Annotated in this window: 13 protein-coding genes; 2 read left to right on the top strand and 11 right to left on the bottom strand. The window is 62.6% G+C overall.

Going from position 1 to position 19,848, the window contains the following annotated elements:
* Positions 1-24: 24 nt before the first annotated feature.
* From ACYU8T_RS03080 to recO, 7 genes are all read right to left on the bottom strand, one after another.
* The gene (locus ACYU8T_RS03080; protein ID WP_461158475.1) at positions 25-8,274 is read right to left on the bottom strand and encodes a VCBS domain-containing protein; all 8,250 of its coding nucleotides are present in this window, start codon (positions 8,272-8,274) and stop codon (positions 25-27) included.
* 689 nt (positions 8,275-8,963) lie between these two features.
* Positions 8,964-9,482, bottom strand: coding sequence for a tetratricopeptide repeat protein (locus ACYU8T_RS03075; protein WP_236574904.1), 519 nt, complete (start codon positions 9,480-9,482; stop codon positions 8,964-8,966).
* A gap of 119 nt (positions 9,483-9,601) precedes the next feature.
* The gene (locus ACYU8T_RS03070; protein ID WP_461158474.1) at positions 9,602-10,393 is read right to left on the bottom strand and encodes a LysR family transcriptional regulator; all 792 of its coding nucleotides are present in this window, start codon (positions 10,391-10,393) and stop codon (positions 9,602-9,604) included.
* Positions 10,390-10,788: a Co2+/Mg2+ efflux protein ApaG gene (apaG, locus tag ACYU8T_RS03065; RefSeq protein WP_097091212.1), complete on the bottom strand. Its 399-nt coding sequence runs from the start codon at positions 10,786-10,788 to the stop codon at positions 10,390-10,392. The genes ACYU8T_RS03070 and apaG overlap by 4 nt, the downstream gene beginning before the upstream one ends.
* A 33-nt stretch (positions 10,789-10,821) precedes the next feature.
* Positions 10,822-12,030, bottom strand: a complete 1,209-nt coding sequence (metZ, locus tag ACYU8T_RS03060) for an O-succinylhomoserine sulfhydrylase (RefSeq protein ID WP_461158473.1) — start codon at positions 12,028-12,030, stop codon at positions 10,822-10,824.
* Positions 12,031-12,040: 10 nt separating this feature from the next.
* A complete protein-coding gene (gene leuB / locus ACYU8T_RS03055) occupies positions 12,041-13,087 on the bottom strand; it encodes a 3-isopropylmalate dehydrogenase (protein ID WP_097092721.1) in 1,047 nt (348 codons plus the stop codon).
* A 51-nt stretch (positions 13,088-13,138) separates the two neighbouring features.
* Complete coding sequence (recO, locus tag ACYU8T_RS03050; RefSeq protein ID WP_461158472.1) at positions 13,139-13,873, bottom strand: DNA repair protein RecO; 735 nt, start codon at positions 13,871-13,873, stop codon at positions 13,139-13,141.
* A 131-nt stretch (positions 13,874-14,004) separates the two neighbouring features.
* Here recO and ACYU8T_RS03045 point away from each other — a divergent pair, with 131 nt between their 5' ends.
* Positions 14,005-15,714 carry a histidine kinase gene (locus ACYU8T_RS03045; protein ID WP_461158471.1) on the top strand — a complete coding sequence of 570 codons (1,710 nt, stop codon included), beginning with the start codon at positions 14,005-14,007 and terminating at the stop codon, positions 15,712-15,714.
* The gene (locus tag ACYU8T_RS03040) at positions 15,714-16,367 is read left to right on the top strand and encodes a response regulator (protein WP_255254703.1); all 654 of its coding nucleotides are present in this window, start codon (positions 15,714-15,716) and stop codon (positions 16,365-16,367) included. The genes ACYU8T_RS03045 and ACYU8T_RS03040 overlap by 1 nt, the downstream gene beginning before the upstream one ends.
* Positions 16,368-16,444: 77 nt before the next feature.
* Here ACYU8T_RS03040 and ACYU8T_RS03035 read toward each other — a convergent pair whose 3' ends face one another.
* The 4 genes from ACYU8T_RS03035 to ACYU8T_RS03020 are packed head-to-tail and all read right to left on the bottom strand — an operon-like array spanning position 16,445 to position 19,848.
* The gene (locus ACYU8T_RS03035; RefSeq protein ID WP_461158470.1) at positions 16,445-16,705 is read right to left on the bottom strand and encodes a DUF1467 family protein; all 261 of its coding nucleotides are present in this window, start codon (positions 16,703-16,705) and stop codon (positions 16,445-16,447) included.
* Between the two features lie 11 nt (positions 16,706-16,716).
* Positions 16,717-18,354 (bottom strand): ribonuclease J, encoded by a 1,638-nt coding sequence (locus ACYU8T_RS03030; protein WP_201513467.1) that lies wholly within the window; start codon positions 18,352-18,354, stop codon positions 16,717-16,719.
* A complete protein-coding gene (locus ACYU8T_RS03025) occupies positions 18,354-19,133 on the bottom strand; it encodes a type III pantothenate kinase (RefSeq protein WP_201513466.1) in 780 nt (259 codons plus the stop codon). Before ACYU8T_RS03025 ends, ACYU8T_RS03030 begins: the two co-directional genes overlap by 1 nt.
* A 16-nt stretch (positions 19,134-19,149) precedes the next feature.
* On the bottom strand, positions 19,150-19,848 hold the full coding sequence (locus ACYU8T_RS03020; protein WP_461159732.1) for a biotin--[acetyl-CoA-carboxylase] ligase: 699 nt from the start codon (positions 19,846-19,848) through the stop codon (positions 19,150-19,152).

Raw genomic sequence — 19,848 nt, 5'->3', positions numbered from 1 at the left:
CGCGAGAAATCCCAACCCTGGCGATCACCCGTGAGCGACCGCCATCGCCTCATGCGCGGCCATCGCCGCATCGAAGACAGTCGCCGCGGCTGCCATGTGCCCCGCATCCGCCAGCGCAGGCGCAATCGGGTCGAGCAGGACTGGGGCCTGGACGTGATCCCCGCCCGGCAGCGCCGCCAGCAGCGCATCGATGTCGGGACCAGCCGCCCCGCCCAGCGCTTCGGCAATTACGTCAGCCACCTGCGCCGGGGCCCTCTCATGCGCCGCTACGACCAGGGCCGCCGCATGGCCATCAAAGGCGGGCAGATCGATCGACTGCGCGAGCAGCGCCTGATGATCGCCCAAGTCAGGCTGCGGCGCTTCGGCTATGTCCGCGCCCGCCGCCGCGCGCGCATCGCCCGCATCAGCCAGGCTGGCATGATCGGGCGCGGCCTCGTGGCCGCTATGACTCGCCTCCGGGGCGGGCTGCTCGACATGCGTGCCCTGATCGTCGGCCGCCGCTGTCGACGGCGCGCTGCTGTCATCGTCACTGACCGGTTCCGAAGCCGCCGGGCTCGCCTGCACTGTCGTCGTCGATGGTTCGGTCTCCTCGGTCGCCACGGGAGCGGGCTGTTCTTCGCTCACGACCTCAGCAGCGCCCGTGACAGCGACTAGGCTCGCCGCGATCAACGTCTGGTTGAACCCGCTCGCATCGTCCGGCTTGGTCGCGACGGTTGCAGACCCCGCAGCGAACCCGACGTCGGCCGCGATGCCGGTGCTGCCGTCGGTCCGCGTGAACTGCGCCTCTCCATGAACCACGACCTGGCCGTTGGCGGTGGAGTAGCTCACGCCGTTGGACACGAGTCCGATCGACGCGATCCCCACATCGGCGAGAGACTGGAACTCGCCCGCCTGGTTCACGCCATCGCCGTTCAAGTCCTGCCAGATCCCGAACTTGGCGAAGTCCGCGTCCGCAGCCGACAGCAGCCCGTCATGGTTGCTGTCATATCGCAGCGCCAGCCCTTCCAGATCAGTGCCGCCATTGACCGAAAAGACGATTTCCGATCCGTCATTGACCGCCCCATCGCCATTGCGGTCGATCGCCAGAATGCCATCCTCCGCGCCGACCCACGCCGTCGCGACCGCATGACCGCTGCCTGCATAGTCGAAGCGGACGCCCGCCGACTGACTTAGGAAGTGAACCCCGTCGCCATTCAGGTCCAGCGCGATCGGATTGGTCGGATCGTCGATGAAGACATGCAGGTTGGACGTGCTTGTCTTGTCGCCATCGGTATCCGTGGCCGTAATGGAGAAGTCCAGGTTCAAATCCGGCGGCAGCACCGTCTTCGTGACGTCGACGGACGTGAAACGGACGCCCTGACCGCCATTGGTGACGGTGAGGCCCGTGACCTCGATCCTGTTGAAATCGGCCAGATTGTTCGGATCAAGCGTCAGCGATCCGGTATTGCTGTTGATCACATAATTTTGCGTGACTGACTGCGTGCCTTGCGCCGTATCCTTGAAGAAAGTGACCTGAATGGTCATCGACCCCGACGACACGTTCATGCTGTCCCACTTGAGCGCCAGCGAACTGACATATTCCACATTCGTGAGCGGGGCGGTGTTGCCGACCGTGCCCGGATTGTGGAACTCCATGGTGAATTTTTCCTGGTAGCCGACAAACTGATTGTCGACGCCAAAGCCCTGCTGCCCGGAATTCACGCCCGCACCATTGCCGGTGAACTCGATGCGATAGTCCGGCGTCTCCAGGAACGGGGTCGGCCCGCCCGGCGACAAGCCGATCAGGGATACCGTTGACGTGCTCGCGGCCTGCGGCGTCACCAGGTTGAAAGCGTAGGTGCCGTTGCTGTTGACCTGCAACGTATAGACAGTGACCGGCGCCAGCGGCCCGGCAGGACCGTCAGGATCGGCGGTGGCTGTCAGCAACGCGCCAGCGGCGTTCTGTGTGACGGTATAAGTGATACCCGAAGGCGGCGTCCCCGTTATGCCGAAGCTCGCATGCCCGTCCGCGCCCTGCGTGTAGGCGAAAGTGCCGGTGGTCGTGCCCGCCACGTTCAGCATGGTCGCATTCTGAAATGTGCCCAGCGTCGGAACGTCGTCGATGACGCTGACATTCACCTGTCCGCTCGCCGTGTCGCCGTCATTGTCGCTGGCCTGGACTATCGCATAGCCCAGGCTCTGCGTTTGCGCCGCGTTCGCCAGTGCATGCGGCAGATTGTCGGCCAGCGTGGCCGTAACCGTGACGGATCCCGTCGCTCCCGCGGCGATCACGCCCGGATTGCTTAGCGTCAGGGTGATGGCAACCGCCCCTCCGGCACTGCCCAGATGGCCGGTGATCGTCGCGGGGCTGTCGCGCACCCAGACAATGTCGGTTCCCGCCCCGTCGAGATTGCTGACCAGATGTGTCAGATCAGTGGAAAAGGCGAAAGTCGAAAGAGCATCGCTCCCCGCGGTGAAGGAGAGCGCAGGCGCGTTGTCGGTTTCGCTGCTCGCCGCGGAATTGCTGCCAGTAGCGCCCGCCGTGCCCAGCCCGGCCTCGTTCACGACCAGCGTGACAGGCGCAGCATCGGCAGCCGGCGCCCCATCGAGGATGGTGATCGTCAGGCTATCCGACGATGGATCCGTGTCACCGTCGACCGCCGACAGCGTGAAGCTGGCTTGCGGATTGAGGTCGTTGTCCTGACCTAGCGCTGCGGCGAAGCTGAAACTTCCATCCGCACGGACCGTCAAGGTTCCGGTCGGCTGGGTCAGCACCACATTCGCCCCGCCAGGCAGGCTCAACGTCCCGCTCGCCGCGCCAAAGGTGACCGTGATCGCCGTCACGCCGTCCGCGCCCGGCGTCAGGGACCAGGTGCCGCTGGCGACCGCGCCTTCAATAACGGAGGTCGGCGTATCGGACACCCTCAACACCGGCGCGTCGTCCACGATCCGCACGACCAGCGTATCGCTGCCGCTGGTGCCGCTGATGCCAGTGACGCTCAGCGCGATGCTGTCGTCGAACTCGGTGCCCGTCGCCCCGCTCTTGTTGTCATTGTCGATCGTGGCGAGCAGCGTATAGCTGTAGCTCACCGCTCCCGTTGCAGCATTGTATCCGGTCAGGCGGAGTTCGCCCTCACCCGTGTTCACCACGCCATTTGTCGTGCCGAACGCCTGCATCTGGGCCAGGGTGAAGCTCGTGCCTCCCACCGTGATGCTGGCGATGCCGTCCGTCGCAGAGACGGTGAAGCTGCCCGAGGTCACATGGCTGCCGTCATGCGCCGTGCCGCTCGGCAGGCCCGCCTCATAGACGGTCGCGTCTGGGCCGGTCGCTTCTGCCGTCACGACGCGCGCGCTATCATCGGCACCCTTGACCGTGATGGTCAGCGTCGCAGGCGACTGGTCGCCATCGGCATCCTGCATCATGTAGTTGAGCGTGAAGTCCTTGGCAAACCCGCTGCCCAGCGCCTGCGTCGCCGCCCGGCTGTTGTCGAGCACATAGCTCCAGCTGCCGTCGCTGTTCTGCGTCAGCGTGCCGTAGCTGTTGAGCTCCGCCACCGCCGCGGCATCCGCGCCCCAGGCGACAAAGCTCTTGGGCGTATCAGCCCCAGACACATCGTTGCTCAGCACATTGCCCGACAAGCTGCCCGCCACATCCTCGGTCAGCGAGCCGCCCGCATCGTTCACCGCAACCGGCGCGTCGTCCACGATCCGCACGACCAGCGTATCGCTGCCGCTGGTGCCGCTGATGCCGGTGACGCTCAGCACAATGCTGTCGTCGAACTCGGTGAGGGTTGCGCCTGTCTTGCTGTCATTGTCGATGGTAGCGAGCAGCGTATAGCTGTAGCTCACTGCTCCCGTCGCGGCATTGTAGCCGGTGAGCGTCAGGGTCCCCTCGCCTGTGTTCACAACGCCATTGGTGGTGGCGAAGGCCTGCATCTGCGCCAGGGTGAAGCTCGCGCCGCCCACCGTGATGCTGGCGATGCCGTCCGTCGCAGAGACGGTGAAAGTGCCGGATGTCACATGGCTGCCATCATGCGCCGTGCCGCTCGGCAGGCCTGCCTCATAGACGGCCGCGTCAGGGCCGGTCGCCGCTGCCGTCACCACGCTTGCGCTGTCGTCGGCACCCTTCACCGTGATGGTCAGTGTCGCAGGCGACTGGTCGCCATCGGCATCCTGCATCATGTAGTTGAGCGTGAAGTCCTTGGCAAACCCGCTGCCCAGCGCCTGCGTCGCCGCCCGGCTGTTGTCGAGCACATAGCTCCAGCTGCCGTCGCTGTTCTGTATCAACGTGCCGTAGCTGTTGAGCTCCGCCACCGCCGCGGCATCCGCGCCCCAGGCGACGAAGCTCTTGGGGGTATCCGCTCCCGACCCATCGTTGCTCAGCACATTGCCGGACAAGCTGCCCGCCACATCCTCGGTCAGCGAGCCGCCCGCATCGTTCACCGCAATCGGTGCGTCGTCCACAATCCGCACGACCAGCGTATCGCTGCCGCTGGTGCCGCTGATGCCGGTGACGCTCAGCGCGATGCTGTCGTCGAACTCGGTGAGGGTTGCGCCTGTCTTGCTGTCATTGTCGATGGTAGCGAGCAGCGTATAGCTGTAGCTCACTGCTCCCGTCGCGGCATTGTAGCCGGTGAGCGTCAGGGTCCCCTCGCCTGTGTTCACAACGCCATTGGTGGTGGCGAAGGCCTGCATCTGCGCCAGGGTGAAGCTCGCGCCGCCCACCGTGATGCTGGCGATGCCGTCCGTCGCAGAGACGGTGAAAGTGCCGGATGTCACATGGCTGCCATCATGCGCCGTGCCGCTCGGCAGGCCTGCCTCATAGACGGCCGCGTCAGGGCCGGTCGCCGCTGCCGTCACCACGCTTGCGCTGTCGTCGGCACCCTTCACCGTGATGGTCAGTGTCGCAGGCGACTGGTCGCCATCGGCATCCTGCATCATGTAGTTGAGCGTGAAGTCCTTGGCAAACCCGCTGCCCAGCGCCTGCGTCGCCGCCCGGCTGTTGTCGAGCACATAGCTCCAGCTGCCGTCGCTGTTCTGTATCAACGTGCCGTAGCTGTTGAGCTCCGCCACCGCCGCGGCATCCGCGCCCCAGGCGACGAAGCTCTTGGGGGTATCCGCTCCCGACCCATCGTTGCTCAGCACATTGCCGGACAAGCTGCCCGCCACATCCTCGGTCAGCGAGCCGCCCGCATCGTTCACCGCAATCGGTGCGTCGTCCACAATCCGCACGACCAGCGTATCGCTGCCGCTGGTGCCGCTGATGCCGGTGACGCTCAGCGCGATGCTGTCGTCGAACTCGGTGAGGGTTGCGCCTGTCTTGCTGTCATTGTCGATGGTAGCGAGCAGCGTATAGCTGTAGCTCACTGCTCCGGTCGCAGCGTTGTAGCCCGTGAGCGTCAGCGTCCCCTCGCCTGTGTTCACCACCCCATTGGTCGTGCCGAACGCCTGCATCTGCGCCAGGGTGAAGCTCGTGCCCCCCACCGTGATGCTGGCGATCCCGTCCGTTGCAGAGACAGTGAAGCTGCCGGAGGTCACATGGCTGCCGTCATGCGCCGTGCCGCTCGGCAGGCCCGCCTCATAGACGGTCGCGTCTGGGCCGGTCGCTTCTGCCGTCACGACGCGCGCGCTATCATCGGCACCCTTGACCGTGATGGTCAGCGTCGCAGGCGACTGGTCGCCATCGGCATCCTGCATCATGTAGTTGAGCGTGAAGTCCTTGGCAAACCCGCTGCCCAGCGCCTGCGTCGCCGCCCGGCTGTTGTCGAGCACATAGCTCCAGCTGCCGTCGCTGTTCTGCGTCAGCGTGCCGTAGCTGTTGAGCTCCGCCACCGCCGCGGCATCCGCGCCCCAGGCGACAAAGCTCTTGGGCGTATCAGCCCCAGACACATCGTTGCTCAGCACATTGCCCGACAAGCTGCCCGCCACATCCTCGGTCAGCGAGCCGCCCGCATCGTTCACCGCAACCGGCGCGTCGTCCACGATCCGCACGACCAGCGTATCGCTGCCGCTGGTGCCGCTGATGCCGGTGACGCTCAGCACAATGCTGTCGTCGAACTCGGTGAGGGTTGCGCCTGTCTTGCTGTCATTGTCGATGGTAGCGAGCAGCGTATAGCTGTAGCTCACTGCTCCCGTCGCGGCATTGTAGCCGGTGAGCGTCAGGGTCCCCTCGCCTGTGTTCACAACGCCATTGGTGGTGGCGAAGGCCTGCATCTGCGCCAGGGTGAAGCTCGCGCCGCCCACCGTGATGCTGGCGATGCCGTCCGTCGCAGAGACGGTGAAAGTGCCGGATGTCACATGGCTGCCATCATGCGCCGTGCCGCTCGGCAGGCCTGCCTCATAGACGGCCGCGTCAGGGCCGGTCGCCGCTGCCGTCACCACGCTTGCGCTGTCGTCGGCACCCTTCACCGTGATGGTCAGTGTCGCAGGCGACTGGTCGCCATCGGCATCCTGCATCATGTAGTTGAGCGTGAAGTCCTTGGCAAACCCGCTGCCCAGCGCCTGCGTCGCCGCCCGGCTGTTGTCGAGCACATAGCTCCAGCTGCCGTCGCTGTTCTGTATCAACGTGCCGTAGCTGTTGAGCTCCGCCACCGCCGCGGCATCCGCGCCCCAGGCGACAAAGCTCTTGGGCGTATCAGCGCCCGACACATCATTGCTCAGCACATTGCCGGAGAGGGTGCTGGCGGCACTGTCTTCTACAACAACATTGCCGATATCATCGATGGCCTGTGGCCGGTCATCCACGATGCCGATGTTCAGCGTCGTACCTGCAGCATCTCCATCGCTGTCGGTCACGGTGACTGCAAAGCTATCCTGTGTGGCATCGCCCGACGTGGGGGTTTCCAACGTATAGCTGTAGCTATAACCGGCCGCCGGCGAACCGCCTACCGTGAGCGTGCCGAAGCTCCCCTTGACCGTTCCGCCATTGGTCACGTCAACATTGTTGATGACCAGCGAACCGACCGCGTCGTTACCGGTGGCAATGAGGAGGACGCCAGCGGCGGTCTCCCCGTTCGAAGCCGCATTGGAACCATTGGGGTTCAGCGCGGCCTCATCGACCAACGTGTCCGATCCTGCCTGAACTTCGATGCTCGGTGTCGAATCCGGTTGCAGAGTGATGGTAACGGTGGCCTGCGACGTATCTCCATCACCGTCCTGGATCTGGTAAACGAAGCTGGCCGTGCCTTCCTGACCAGCTACGGGCGTGAAAGTGAAGAGGCCGGTCGCGGGATTGTAGACCACCGTGCCTTCGGCCGGACCACTGAGGATGGTCACGCGCACGGCGGGATTATTGTCTATGTCGACGCCGTCCGCGCCGAAAACGTCGTTGGCGAACGCATTGATGGCGACCGAGGCATCCTCTGCGCTCTGCTGGACGACATCATCATGCGCGGTAGGCACGTCATCGATAACGCTGATCACCAAATCCTTGGTGACGCTGTCGCCGTCCGAGTCTGTCACCGTGACCGTGAAGTTGTCGGTTACGTTGTCACCCGACGTATTGTCCGTCACTGTGTAAGTGTAGCCGACAGAGCCCGGAGCGACACTGACGATGGTCAGCGTGCCGCTGGTCCCGACAATCGTCTGCCCTACAGCCGTGATGATTTGGCCATTGATCGCGATCGTTGCCGGTGCGTCCTGCGCAACATAGGTGATCGTGCCGGTAGTCGTCTCAATCGGAGCCGGTTCATTCGACCCGGGAGACTCGCCCGGGCGGTTCACTACGCCCAGCCCTGATTCATCGACGACTGTGCCAGCACCTGAGCTAGGAACCTCAAGTTGAGGCAGATTGTCCTCGTCTTCATCCGCCGCGATGGGAAGGACTTCCCTCTCTTCGGGCTGGTTGAAAGACAGTTCGGTCGGCGGCAGCAGGTCGCCCAGACCATGAGGATTGCCCACGTCCCCTTCGGCAGCCAGGAAATTGCCGCCAGAACTGCGGGCCGGGCCGGCAGCGGGCTGCGGTTCTTCGCCGATCAACAGCGCGGCGAGGTTGACCGAAGGAATTTCCACGTCGCCTACGACGATGCGCGGCACGACGACAGCCCCCTCCAAAATGACCATCTGTGTGCCGTCAGGCAGGGTGACGATCAGGTTACGGCCGTCAACGGCTATGTCATTGATGTCGGTTCCCGCGGGGAGGACAACGACGCCGTCTGAGCCAATCGCGACAGCGCGCATCGTGCCTGGCTGGACATGGTGCCCCTTCACCCGAGCAGCGAGTGCATCCAGTGCGGGGTCATGCGCCTGCTGACGGTCAGCGGCGGCATCGACATTCCATTCGCGCTCGAAATCCATCTTTCCATCCCATCTGTCACCGTGGGACGGACCGAAGAAGTGCGCAGAAGATCGTTCCCCAACGCAACACGAGCATTGAGAAGTTCATCTTCATCGACATATGGCATTAGCGGATCAGCTATTGCCTATTGTCTGCAATCTCCCGTCGGTGAGGCTGAACAAGCCTTCGACCGCCCCGGATTAACCCCATCGTCTTATTACTTCTGACCCGACGGCTAATCTTATTCGGTGGCAGTAAAGCGAGTCACGGAGAATCAACTTTTATTAACCATTTAAATGCAATAGGGTCGAAAAAATAACTCACGTATTATTTCGAACGATATAGTTATTTAGATACCACTATATCCTTCGTCTTATAGCTGGAAAGCAATCTAAGTTAATTCTCATTTCGGCCTCTGATGCGACTCGGACGATGCGCCTTGTCATTCAGCGGATAAGATGATGTCCCATCGGCTGAGCGCCTAACCCGCAAATGATAAGCGGGCGGCCAGCCAATTAGCCGACCGCCCGCCCATTTGCGACCCAACGGATTTACATTCATTAGCGCGCCAAGTCCGCAAACGGCAGACATCCTGCCGACGAATAGCGGAAAATTGAACGCCTGCGTCCGATGGTGACATGGGGATAGCAGCCACGGACAGTTTAGCAATTAACCCTACGGGCTATACCTTAGGTATAATGAACATCGCCTAGTCCGCCGCCGTGGCAGCATCGCGCGTGGAAAGGCGCATCGCGATATCTTCCATCCGACGGCTGCGCTCGCTGGTTGCACCGGTTGTTCTGCGGAAGGAGGCCAATGCGTAAGTCACCAAGGGCGCAGCGGCGTCCGGCCGCTTTCGCGCCAGGTAAAAGTCGATCAAATTCTCCAGCGCCAACTGGCAATTCGGGTCGTCTTCGCCGCGCGTACGCAGATAGCTGTCGAATACCCGCCGAAGCAATTGCTCGGTATCGCGATAATGACCAGTGCTCTCCGATAATAGGGCGAGATCATTGGCGGAGATCAACGTGCGGGGATCATCAGGCCCGAACAGATCGTCGGCCAGCGCCAGTGCCTTTCGCGCGGGCTCAGTGCCTTCCAGCGGGCGCCCTGCAGCATAGGCCCCCTGAGCTGCCGCCACCAAGGACCGCCATTCCTTCTCCCTCGCCTCAGTGACGTCCGCTACATAGGGCGCTTGCGCCCAGGTGGCAGGCGTCAGGCAGAGGAGCAACAGAGCGCACGCTCCCGCTTTCCCGTTGAAGCATCGAAGGACCATCGCGCTACTTCCCCTCATCGCATCGCCCCAGCCAGAAAAAACTAACCGCAGCAAAGAAGGCCGTGAACCGCTGGTCAGGAAAGGAGCGCCTCTATCAAGGCCTTCACCTTCTTCTGGCGCCATTGCGGCAGCGGAGCGATCAACCAATAGCCAAGCGTGGAAGCCTGCTGTTCCCCCACCTGCTTCACACGCCCCCCCTCGATATCGGCCTGCGCCAAAAGCAGTGGCACGGTAGCTCGCCCGAAACCGTTGATCGCCGCTTCAATGGCGAGCCCGGCGTCCGCGACCCGGATCGCCGCCGGTTCGCTCGCTGTGGGACAGCCGGGCCAATCGACACGAAGCTCAGGGCCTCCGTCCGCCGCTTCAACAGTGACAAAGCGCGCCTCGCCCAGCTTCACCCCTTCATGTTCGCCCGGCCCGTCAGTCAAACGCAACGCCAGGTCGAGATTGGCCTCCGTAAAATCCAGCGTCTCGTCCGCCGCCACCAACGCGAATTTGAGATCGGGTTGGCTGGCAGCATAGCTGGCGAGGCGCGGTTGCAGCCATTTGGCGGTGATGTCCCGCGGAGCGGCTATGGTCAGCGAGGAACTGGACTGTCCCGCCTGCATCGCTCTTACCGCTTCTTCGAATTCCAGGAAGCCCGCCCGCAAGGCTTCCAGCCCGGCTTCGGTTTCCGGGGTAAGCTCCAGGCCCTTGGGCGTTCGGCGGAAGAGCACGACGCCAAGCAGGTCCTCCAGCGCGCGGATTTGCTGGCCAACGGCTGCGGGTGTCACCGCCAGTTCGTCGGCCGCCCGCGTGAAAGACAAATGCCGCGCTGCCGCATCCAGCACGCGCAGGCCGTTCAACGGCAAATGCGTACGCTTCATTCGGCAACCGCCGGGGCTATGAGCGCGAAATGAGGAATAGCGATGTCGAACGTCTCCCCGCTGGCGCCGATCATGTGATAATGCCCGCGCATCGATCCGGTCGGCGTGTTGAGTGGGCAACCCGAAACATAGTCATAGCTTTTTCCCGGCTGTACCACCGGTTGCTCGCCAACCACGCCGTCACCATCCACCCGATGCTGCGCGCCACGCCCATCCGTGATCACCCAATGGCGTGTGAGCAACTGCACGGGCTGATCCCCGTCATTTTCGATTCGGATATGATAGGCCCAGAACCAGCGCCCGCGATCAGGCTCCGATTGCTCCGGCAGGAACGTAACAGCAACATGCACGTTTATATCGCGTGTGGTCGCATGAAAGGGAAAGAGCGCGTTCACGGTTAAAGAAATGCGCCTTTCCCCCTGCTCTCGTCAACGGCCTATCGACTTGAGCGCGCGATCGAGGTCATCGATCACATCGTCCGCATCTTCCAGACCGACGTTCAGCCGCAGCATGTCTTCAGTGATGCCAACTTCCAGCCGCGCCTCTTCGGCCATGCCGAAATGGGTCGTCGAAGCAGGATGCGTCATCAGCGACCGGGAGTCCCCGATATTATTGCTGATGTCGACCAGTTCCAACCCGTTGAGCAGGCCGTGAGCTTCTTTCCGCCCCCCGCCCACGTAAAGCGAGAAGATCGGCCCGGCCATCTCCATCTGCTTCGCCGCGAGGGCATATTGGGGGTGGCTTTCCAGGCCGGGGTAAAGCACCTTCGCCACCCTGCCTTCCAAGAACTTCGCGACCTTGAGCGCATTCTCGCTCTGACGGCGGATACGCAGGTCCAGCGTCTCCAGACCCTTCAACACCACCCAGGCATTGAACGCACTCAGCGTCGGCCCAGTGTTGCGGTGGAACGGCAACAGCGTGTTGAGGATGAAATCCTCCGTCCCGCAGATCGCGCCTGCCAGAACGCGGCCCTGGCCGTCCATCATCTTGGTCGCGCTGTAGGCAACGACATCCGCGCCGAACTCCAGCGGCCGCTGAAGCGCCGGTGTTGCGAAGGCATTATCGACCACGCTGACGATGCCATGCTTCTTCGCGATACTGCAGATGGCTTCCAGATCCGCAACGTCCATCGTCGGGTTGGCAGGCGTTTCGAAGAAGAATACCTTGGTATTCGGCCGCACCGCCGCTTCCCAGGCGTCATTATCGGTAGCTTCGACGGTGGTCGTCTCGATCCCGAACTTGGGCAGCAGCGTGTCGGTCAGCCAGCGGCACGATCCGAACAGCGCCTTGCCAGCCACCACATGGTCCCCTGCCGACAGCTGGCACAGCAGCGCCGCCGTCATCGCCGCCATGCCCGTCGCGGTCGCGCGGCAGGCCTCGGCGCCCTCCAGCAGCGCGATACGCTTTTCGAGCATCTCGACCGTCGGGTTCTGCAGGCGGCTATAGGTCATGCCCTGCTGATCACCCGCGAAGCGCGCTGCTGCGTCTTCGGCGCGGTCATAGCAATAGCCGCTGGTCAGAAACAGCGCCTCGGACGTTTCGCCCCATTCGCTACGCGCGCTGCCGCCCCGCACGGCGAGGGTCGCGGGCCGCCAGTTCTTGGTGATAGCCGGGTCCTGCCCGCTCCTGCGCTTCATCGCTTCTTCCTCAGTTCAGCGCCGCGAGCACCGCGTCGCCCATCTCGACCGTGTTCATGGTTCCACCCAGATCGGGGCTACGCGCACCATTGGCGAGCGCCTTGGCAACAGCAGCCTCGATCCGGTCAGCCTGTTCCGGGAGCCCAAGCGAGTAACGCAGCATCATCCCCGCCGACAGGACCGTTGCAAGCGGATTGGCCTTGCCCTGCCCTGCGATATCGGGCGCGGAACCATGGATCGGCTCGTACAGGCCCTGATTGCTGTCGTTGAGGGTAGCCGAAGCCAGCATGCCGATCGATCCAACGCACATGCTCGCCTGGTCGGACAGGATGTCGCCGAACATATTGCCTGTCACGATGACGTCGAACTGGCCCGGATCACGCACCAGCTGCATCGCGGCATTGTCCACATACATGTGGGACAGGGCGACATCGGGATATTCGGCCGAAACCTCGATCACCACGTCGCGCCACAGCTGGCTGGTTTCCAGGACATTGGCCTTGTCCACCGAGCAGAGCTTGCCGCGCCGCGCGCGTGCGGCCTGGAAGCCCTGATGCGCGATCTTGCGCACCTGCTCTTCATTGTAGGACATGATGTCATAGCCTTCGCGCAGCCCGTCGACCGTCTTGCGCATGCCTTTCTCGCCGAAATAGACGTCGCCATTGGTCTCGCGCACGATCAGCAAGTCGATGGCGCTCGCCACCTCCTTCTTAAGGGCAGATGCGTCGGCGAGCTCCGGAAAGACCTTTGCCGGGCGCAGATTGGAAAACAGCCCCAGCGCCTTGCGCAGCCCAAGGATCGCCTGCTCCGGCCGCAAATGCCGTTCCAACGAATCGCAGTCGGGATCACCCACCGCGCCGAACAATATGGCGTCCGCACGCCGTGCGATGTCCAGCGTTTCAGGCGGCAACGGGTGGCCCACCGCCTTATAGGCAGCCCCGCCAACCAAACCTTCTTCATAGGTCAGGCCCTCGATCGCCAGCGCGTCGAGCACGCGCCGCGCCTGCGCGATGATCTCCGGACCGATACCATCTCCAGGGAACAGGGCGATCAACATGGCGCGAAACTCCTTCAATGTCGTGGCCGCCCCTTATGAAGCCGCCGCGCCTCACGCAACCGCTCTTTTCAGTCGATCGACCAGCCTTTCGCGCGCGGCAAGCGTGTCAGCCCGCCAGTCGGTCAGCACCGACCGCTCCAGAAAGAAGCCGGTCAGCTGCAATCCGTCGACTATGCTTGGCCAGTCGCCGCTGCCTCCTTCGATCAAAAAGCGGGGCAACGGCAGCAACCGCCTTTCATATCCCGCCGCGCCCGCCCTGCTGACCGCCGCAGCACTGCGCGGGCTTACAAAGGCCAAATCCTCGTTGCCGCCCGTCGCCGCGCACCGCCCAAGATCAAGGCCAAAGCCCAATTCGGCCAGCATCAGCAGTTCGTAGCGCACCAGTGCAGCGCCCCAGCCTCGCGCCGCTGGCGCGGCATCGATCGCCCCAAGGACGCCGTCTAAGGCCTGGTACAGGGCAGGATACGGTGTTCCCTCCGGCAAAGCCACTGCCGTCAGGGCACATATCCAATCGATCGCGGCAGCCGGTAACGGCTCGGACAGCAATGGCGCCCGGCTGTGATCCAGTTCGACCGCCAGCCCGGCAAGCTGCTCTTCGGTTCGTGCCCGGAATTCCGCCTTCACGCTATTCCCGGGCAGCAGCACGGGACGCAATGCGCGGGATCGACCTCCCCGAACATAGCCCGCCAGCAGGCCATGATCCGGAGTCAAGAGCCGTGCAATGGCACCATGTTCGCCATGGGACCTTACCCCGCAGATCAGGGCTGGAGTGATAAGCACAGCCATCCGCCATCCTTAGCGGCGCATGTTTCGCCGCGCCATGCCATTGGGTGCATCGGGATAAAAGATTGATATATGTTGTTTCTGTCGTCCGGCTGTGGTGAAACATGGCGGTGGGAGTCGGGGGACAAGCCACCATGTTGAATATGCCCAAGGCGTCATCTACCGCGATGGACCGCCTGGTGCTTTGGTTGGGTCGATCACCGACGCTGGGTTTTGCCATATCCCGCGTCGCCTTCGCCGTTGCCGCCACGTGGCAGATCACGGCGATGTTCGATCCCGAACCCGATTTCATGCATAGCGCAATGCTCATTCAGAGCGGCCTCTGGCTCTGGACTGCCCTTGGCGTGGCTCAGCATGTGCTGTCGCCGCCTCTCGGCCTGTTGCTCCGGCCACTGACATTGATCGTGGACGCGATCATCTTCCTGACGGTGATCGCCCTTTGCCAACCCTTGCAGATTCCGGCGCTCGCTTGCCTCTTCTTCGTTGCGTGGTCCGCTTCCGAACGGTTCGGCCGCGGCTCGATCATCGTGCTGGCACTTTGTCTCGTCCTCGCTTTCCTGGCGCGAGGGTCTTACGAGCCTTGGGCCGCTGAACGTCATGTTGCGGAGGTCGACCGCGCGATCGATGGCATCACCGTCATCATCGGCTGCACCATCGCTGCGTCGATGCTCAGCATGTCGATACTGGAACGGCGGCTGATCAACTGGTCCGAACGGTTGCAGGCCGTGGGACTGTCTTTCCAGAAATCGCTGCCGCGCTTCGTGGTGGAACAGATATCCGAGCTTATGGCGGCTCGCTATTGTGCTTTCATCTGGCAGATCGGCGATGGCGCAAGCCACTGCGAACTCGCGAGTGCGGATGGCGTTCACACCGTCTCCCTGACACAGCAACAAGTGGAAGCCCTGACGCGCATTTCACCTACGGACGCGCCCTTTGTCTACGCTAGCCAATCCAGCCGCCTGCTTATGCGCAACCGTCTGGGGATAACGCGCACGGAGAAGGCCGCGCACCTCACCGAGGCACTGTCGAGCCTGCTGGGTCCAGGACAGGGCGTCAGCTTCCACGTCCAGGCTGGAGAATTGCGGGGCCGCCTGTATGTCGGTGCGCGCCATGGCTGGTCCCCCGCCGCACTCCTCCGCGCATTGCGCATTCAGGAAGGGCTGGAACTATTCCTGGAACGGCATTTCTTCTTGATTGCATGGCGGGACCGGACTTTTGCGGAGGCCCGGCTGGCGCTCAGCCGCGATCTTCATGACAGCGTCCTTCAAACGCTTGCCGCGCTGCGCGTCCGCCTGGTCACTGCACAACATGGCCTCGCCGCCATCAACGCGCCGCACCAGCTTGCCGAACTGCTCGCGATGGAGGAACTCGTCACGGCAGAGCAGGCGCATTTGCGCCGCCTGCTCAATGTCACGGACACTGGTCCCGACGATGTCGACCTTGTTCACGATGTCGAGGCCTGCTGCCGGTTCATTGCCCTGCAATGGGGGATCGAATGCCGGCTCAATCCGATCGATCATCCCATGATGGTGACGTCCGAAACAGCCGCCGAGGTCGAGTTCCTGCTCAGAGAAGCTGCTGCGAACGCGGTGAAGCATGCCGCCGCGAAACACATCACTGTCTCGCTTGCGAAGGCGGATGATGAGATTCTGATCGCACTGAAGGACAATCCCGGCGCCCAACCGATTGAGCAGCAAAGCTATACCGGCGACTTTGAACTCCAGTCGCAATCCATCATGAAGCGTTTGGGAAAGATCGGCGGCACCGCCTATTTCCACAATTTAAGCATGAATTCACTTATTTCGATTAGGCTTCCTTCATCCCTGCCGAGGTCCCCGATATGATGGCGCAGATTGCGATAGTAGACGACCACCCGATCTTCCTTGACGGCATGGCGCAGTTTTTGAGTTCGCATGGACATGACGTCATCTTCTGCGCCCGCTCCGTTAGCGAGGCGATCGCCCGACTTAAGGCAGATCAGCCGGACCTGCTGATCCTCGACGTCAGCATGAAGGACGGCGGCGGCCTCGCCATCCTTTCAGCCATTCGGGAAAGCGGCAGCACCGTGCCCGTCATCTTCATGACGGTCCACATCCGGCCCGACCAGACTTTGGAAGCAATAAAGCTGGGCGTGGACGGTGTCGTCCTCAAGGACAGCGACCCCAAGGAACTGCTCACCTGCATAACCGAGGTTCTGGACGGCAATAAAAGCATTTCGCCCACCGTCATGGAGCAGGCCCTGGTGCACAGCATATCCGCCCCATCGAACGAAAATAACAGCCTCGCTGCCCTCACCGATCGGGAACTGGAGATTGCCGGGCTGATCCGCGCTGGCCTGCGCAACCGCGAAATCGCGGCCCGCTGCGGCCTGACCGAAGGAACGGTCAAGGTGCATCTACACAGCATCTTTCAGAAGCTGGGCATAAAATCCCGCTCCGAACTCATCATCATGATGTTGTCGATGGACAACGACATACCGGCCGTTGGATTGCACTGACGGCCGCGCGCAATTCTTGACGGCTCAATACTTGTCCAGCCCCTCACCACCGTCCGGGCTGAGCTTGTCGAAACCCCTCACGAACGGCGGGTGATCTGCTCCAGCGTTACCCAGCCCTCGACATAATTGGCATAATATAGCCCAAACAGCACCGCCGAGAGGATCGTAGCACGAACGGCTACCAGGCCGGGACGGAAGTTGCTGGGCGCGCTATCCGCCTGTCCCGTCAGCATCACTTCACCCGTCTCATCGGGCGTGCGGATGCCGAACGGCAGGACGATGAAAGCGCTGATGACCCAGAACAGCACATAAATGGCGAGGATCGCGTACCAATTCATGGCGCGCAGCCTTAGGCCCGAATGAGGAGCACGTCCACCACCGGCTTCTTGCCCGTCCAGCGTGTCGCCGTCCTGCGCACGGCCAGACGTACCCGCTCGCGCAGCGCCTCTTCTTCCTGCGAGCCCTTGCCGACAGCTTCCGCCGCCTCATCCGCGGCTTCGGCCAGGAAGGCAGCCTTGTCCTCTTCCACCGGCACGCCTTGCGTACGCAGCGCTGGCTCGCCCATCAGCTTGCCCTTGCGATCGAGAGCCACCGCGACGCTGATCTGCCCGTGCAATGCGACCTTGCGCCGCTCATTCATCGTTGATCCATCCGCAGGCAGGATCACGTCGCCATCCAGAACCAGACGCCCAGTCGCTTCATGCCCGATGATCTCGGGGCCATTGGGCGCAAGCCGCAACAGGTCACCATTGGACTGGACAATCGCGCTTGGTACGCCGCTCGAAAGCCCAAGCCGCGCCTGCTCTGCCATATGCCGCCGCTCACCATGCACTGGCAGCAGGATCTGCGGCCGCACCCACCGATACATGGCCTCAAGTTCCGGCCGTCCCGGATGACCCGACACATGCACTTCGGCCTGACGATCCGTGACCATCAGCACGCCCTTCGCCGCCAGCGCATTTTGAATGCGCCCGATGGCGATTTCATTGCCCGGAATCTGCTTGGACGAGAAAACGACGAGATCGCCGGTATCGAGCTTGATTGGATGACTGTCGAAAGCGATCCGCGAGAGCGCCGCCCGCGCTTCCCCCTGCCCTCCGGTCGCGATAATCATCACCTCGTTGCGGGGAAGCGCCATCGCGTCGTCCCAGTCGACCGTGGGCGGGAAATCTTTGAGATAACCCGCCGTCCTCGCGGTCGAGATGATCCGGTCGAGCGACCTGCCCGCGACACACAGTTTGCGTCCAACGGCATTCGCCACTTCGCCCAGCGTCTGCAAACGCGCGGCGTTCGAGGCGAAGGTCGTGACCAGCACACGCCCCTTCGCACCGGTGATCGTCTGCATCAGCCCTTCGCGCACATCTCCTTCGGAACCGCTCGCCTCGGGATTGAACACGTTGGTACTGTCGCACACCAGCGCCAGCACGCCCTCATCGCCAATCGCCGTCAGTTCTTCCGGCGTCGACGGCTGCCCCAGCACTGGCTTCTCATCGATCTTCCAATCGCCGGTATGGAACACGCGTCCGTGAGGAGTGTCGATCAACACCGCATTGCCTTCGGGGATCGAATGCGCCAGCGGCACGTAGCGGAATCCGAACGGGCCCAGGGCAAAGCTTCCCTCATTGTCGATCACGTTGAGTTCGACCTCGCTGGTAAGGCCTTCTTCCTCCAGCTTCAGCCTGATCAGCCCCGCCGTGAATGGGGTAGCATAAAGCGGCACGCCCAGATCGGCGGCGAGATAGGGTATCGCCCCGATATGATCTTCATGCCCATGGGTAAGCACGATGCCGAGCAGGTCCTCACGGCGCTCCTCGATGAAGGACAGGTCCGGCAGCACGAGTTCGACGCCGGGATATGCCGGGTCGGCGAATGTCAGGCCTAGATCGACCATCACCCACTTACCCTGGCAACCATAAAGATTGACGTTCATGCCAATCTCCCCCGACCCGCCAAGGGCCAGGAAGAGCAGCTCGTCTTTAGGTGTCATCAGTTCTTCAAACTCCGCTCGTGCAACAGCGCCAAGCCCAAAATGGTGAGGTCAGGCGCGATCGCATCGAAAATTTCGCTATTCTCATCGAACAGGACGGCAAGGCCGCCTGTCGAAATTACCTTGGCCGGACGGCCAATCTCCGCCCGCATCCGGGCAACCAGCCCTTCCATCATCGCCACATAGCCCCAGAACACCCCGATATGCATCTGCGCTTCGGTGGTCCGACCGATAACCGAACGGTTCTCCGGTGGCGCAATGGCGATCTTCGGAAGCTTGGCGGCCGCCGCTACCAGCGCGTCGAGCGACAGGTTGATACCCGGCGCGATGATTCCGCCCTTGTACGTCCCTTGATAGTCGATGACGTCAAAGGTGGTTGCAGTCCCAAAATCTATGACGATCAAATCGCCTTCATATAGATGGTGCGCAGCGATGGCGTTGACAACCCGGTCCGCGCCGACGGAAGCAGGCTCCGCGACATCAAGTTCCACGCCCCATTCGACAGGCGCTTGTCCCGCGACCAGCGCAGCCGTCTTGAAATATTTCTCCGCCAGCACCTGAAGATTATGCAGCGCGCGCGGCACGACCGTGGCGATGATCACCGCATCGACATCCGCGATGCCATAGCCCTCCAGCATCAGCAGCTGGTTCAGCCACACCGCATATTCGTCCGCCGTCCGGCGCGGGTCTGTCGCGATCCGCCAGCGCGCACGGATCTCGCGCCCATCAAGCAGTGCGAAAACCACATTGGTATTGCCCGCGTCGATCGCGAGAAGCATGGCCCGTCCCCGGATATCAGATGAGTAGGATGTCGCCCGCATGAATGGCACGTGTCTCGCCATTCGCCAAGCGGAGGATCAGCATGCCTTGCTGGTCAAGCGTATCGAAAGCCCCTTCGATCGTCTCGCCGTCAGGCTGCACGACCCGCATTGCCGTGCCAGTGGGATGAGCGTTCAACAACCAGTGCGCCCGCACTGGCTCCAGTCCTTGAGCCCGCCAGACAGCCAGCCAATGGCCGAACAATTGCGCCAACCTCTCCAGCAGCGCTCCCGCTTCTGCATCAGCGGCACCTTGCGCTGCAAGACTTGTGACCGGCCTGTCCAACCCGGCCGGATGATCCACGACATTGATGCCGATCCCGACCACAATCGCGTCGCCTGCGCGTTCGAGCAGGATTCCGGCGATCTTCGCGCCGTCGACCAGGACATCATTGGGCCATTTGATCCGCGCCTGCCCGTCGCACGATGGCGCAACGAGCGCATGAACCGCGTTCGCCGCGACCAGAGCAAGCAGATGGGCAGGCGGATCACCCGCGCGCAGCCGCACCAGTGTGGAACAATAGAGATTGCCCGTAGGACTTTCCCAGGTCCGCCCCATGCGACCTCGCCCGCCGACCTGACGGCCCGCACGCAGCCATGTTCCTTCCGCCACGCCCTGATCCGCCAACGCCAGCATGTCGGCGTTGGTTGATCCGGTCTCTTCGACGAAGCGGAT

The organism is Sphingobium sp. TomMM35A (assembly GCF_054771735.1).
Note: the sequence above shows the minus strand (reverse complement) of the source record. Positions and strands in the feature narration are given on the sequence as shown.

Coding starts and splice junctions, on each gene's coding strand:
- ACYU8T_RS03080 (WP_461158475.1), bottom strand. CDS start 8,274: ATGGATTTCGAGCGCGAATGGAATGTCGATGCCGCCGCTGACCGTCAG.
- ACYU8T_RS03070 (WP_461158474.1), bottom strand. CDS start 10,393: ATGAAGCGTACGCATTTGCCGTTGAACGGCCTGCGCGTGCTGGATGCG.
- metZ (WP_461158473.1), bottom strand. CDS start 12,030: ATGAAGCGCAGGAGCGGGCAGGACCCGGCTATCACCAAGAACTGGCGG.
- leuB (WP_097092721.1), bottom strand. CDS start 13,087: ATGTTGATCGCCCTGTTCCCTGGAGATGGTATCGGTCCGGAGATCATC.
- recO (WP_461158472.1), bottom strand. CDS start 13,873: ATGGCTGTGCTTATCACTCCAGCCCTGATCTGCGGGGTAAGGTCCCAT.
- ACYU8T_RS03045 (WP_461158471.1), top strand. CDS start 14,005: ATGTTGAATATGCCCAAGGCGTCATCTACCGCGATGGACCGCCTGGTG.
- ACYU8T_RS03040 (WP_255254703.1), top strand. CDS start 15,714: ATGGCGCAGATTGCGATAGTAGACGACCACCCGATCTTCCTTGACGGC.
- ACYU8T_RS03035 (WP_461158470.1), bottom strand. CDS start 16,705: ATGAATTGGTACGCGATCCTCGCCATTTATGTGCTGTTCTGGGTCATC.
- ACYU8T_RS03030 (WP_201513467.1), bottom strand. CDS start 18,354: ATGACACCTAAAGACGAGCTGCTCTTCCTGGCCCTTGGCGGGTCGGGG.
- ACYU8T_RS03025 (WP_201513466.1), bottom strand. CDS start 19,133: ATGCTTCTCGCGATCGACGCGGGCAATACCAATGTGGTTTTCGCACTG.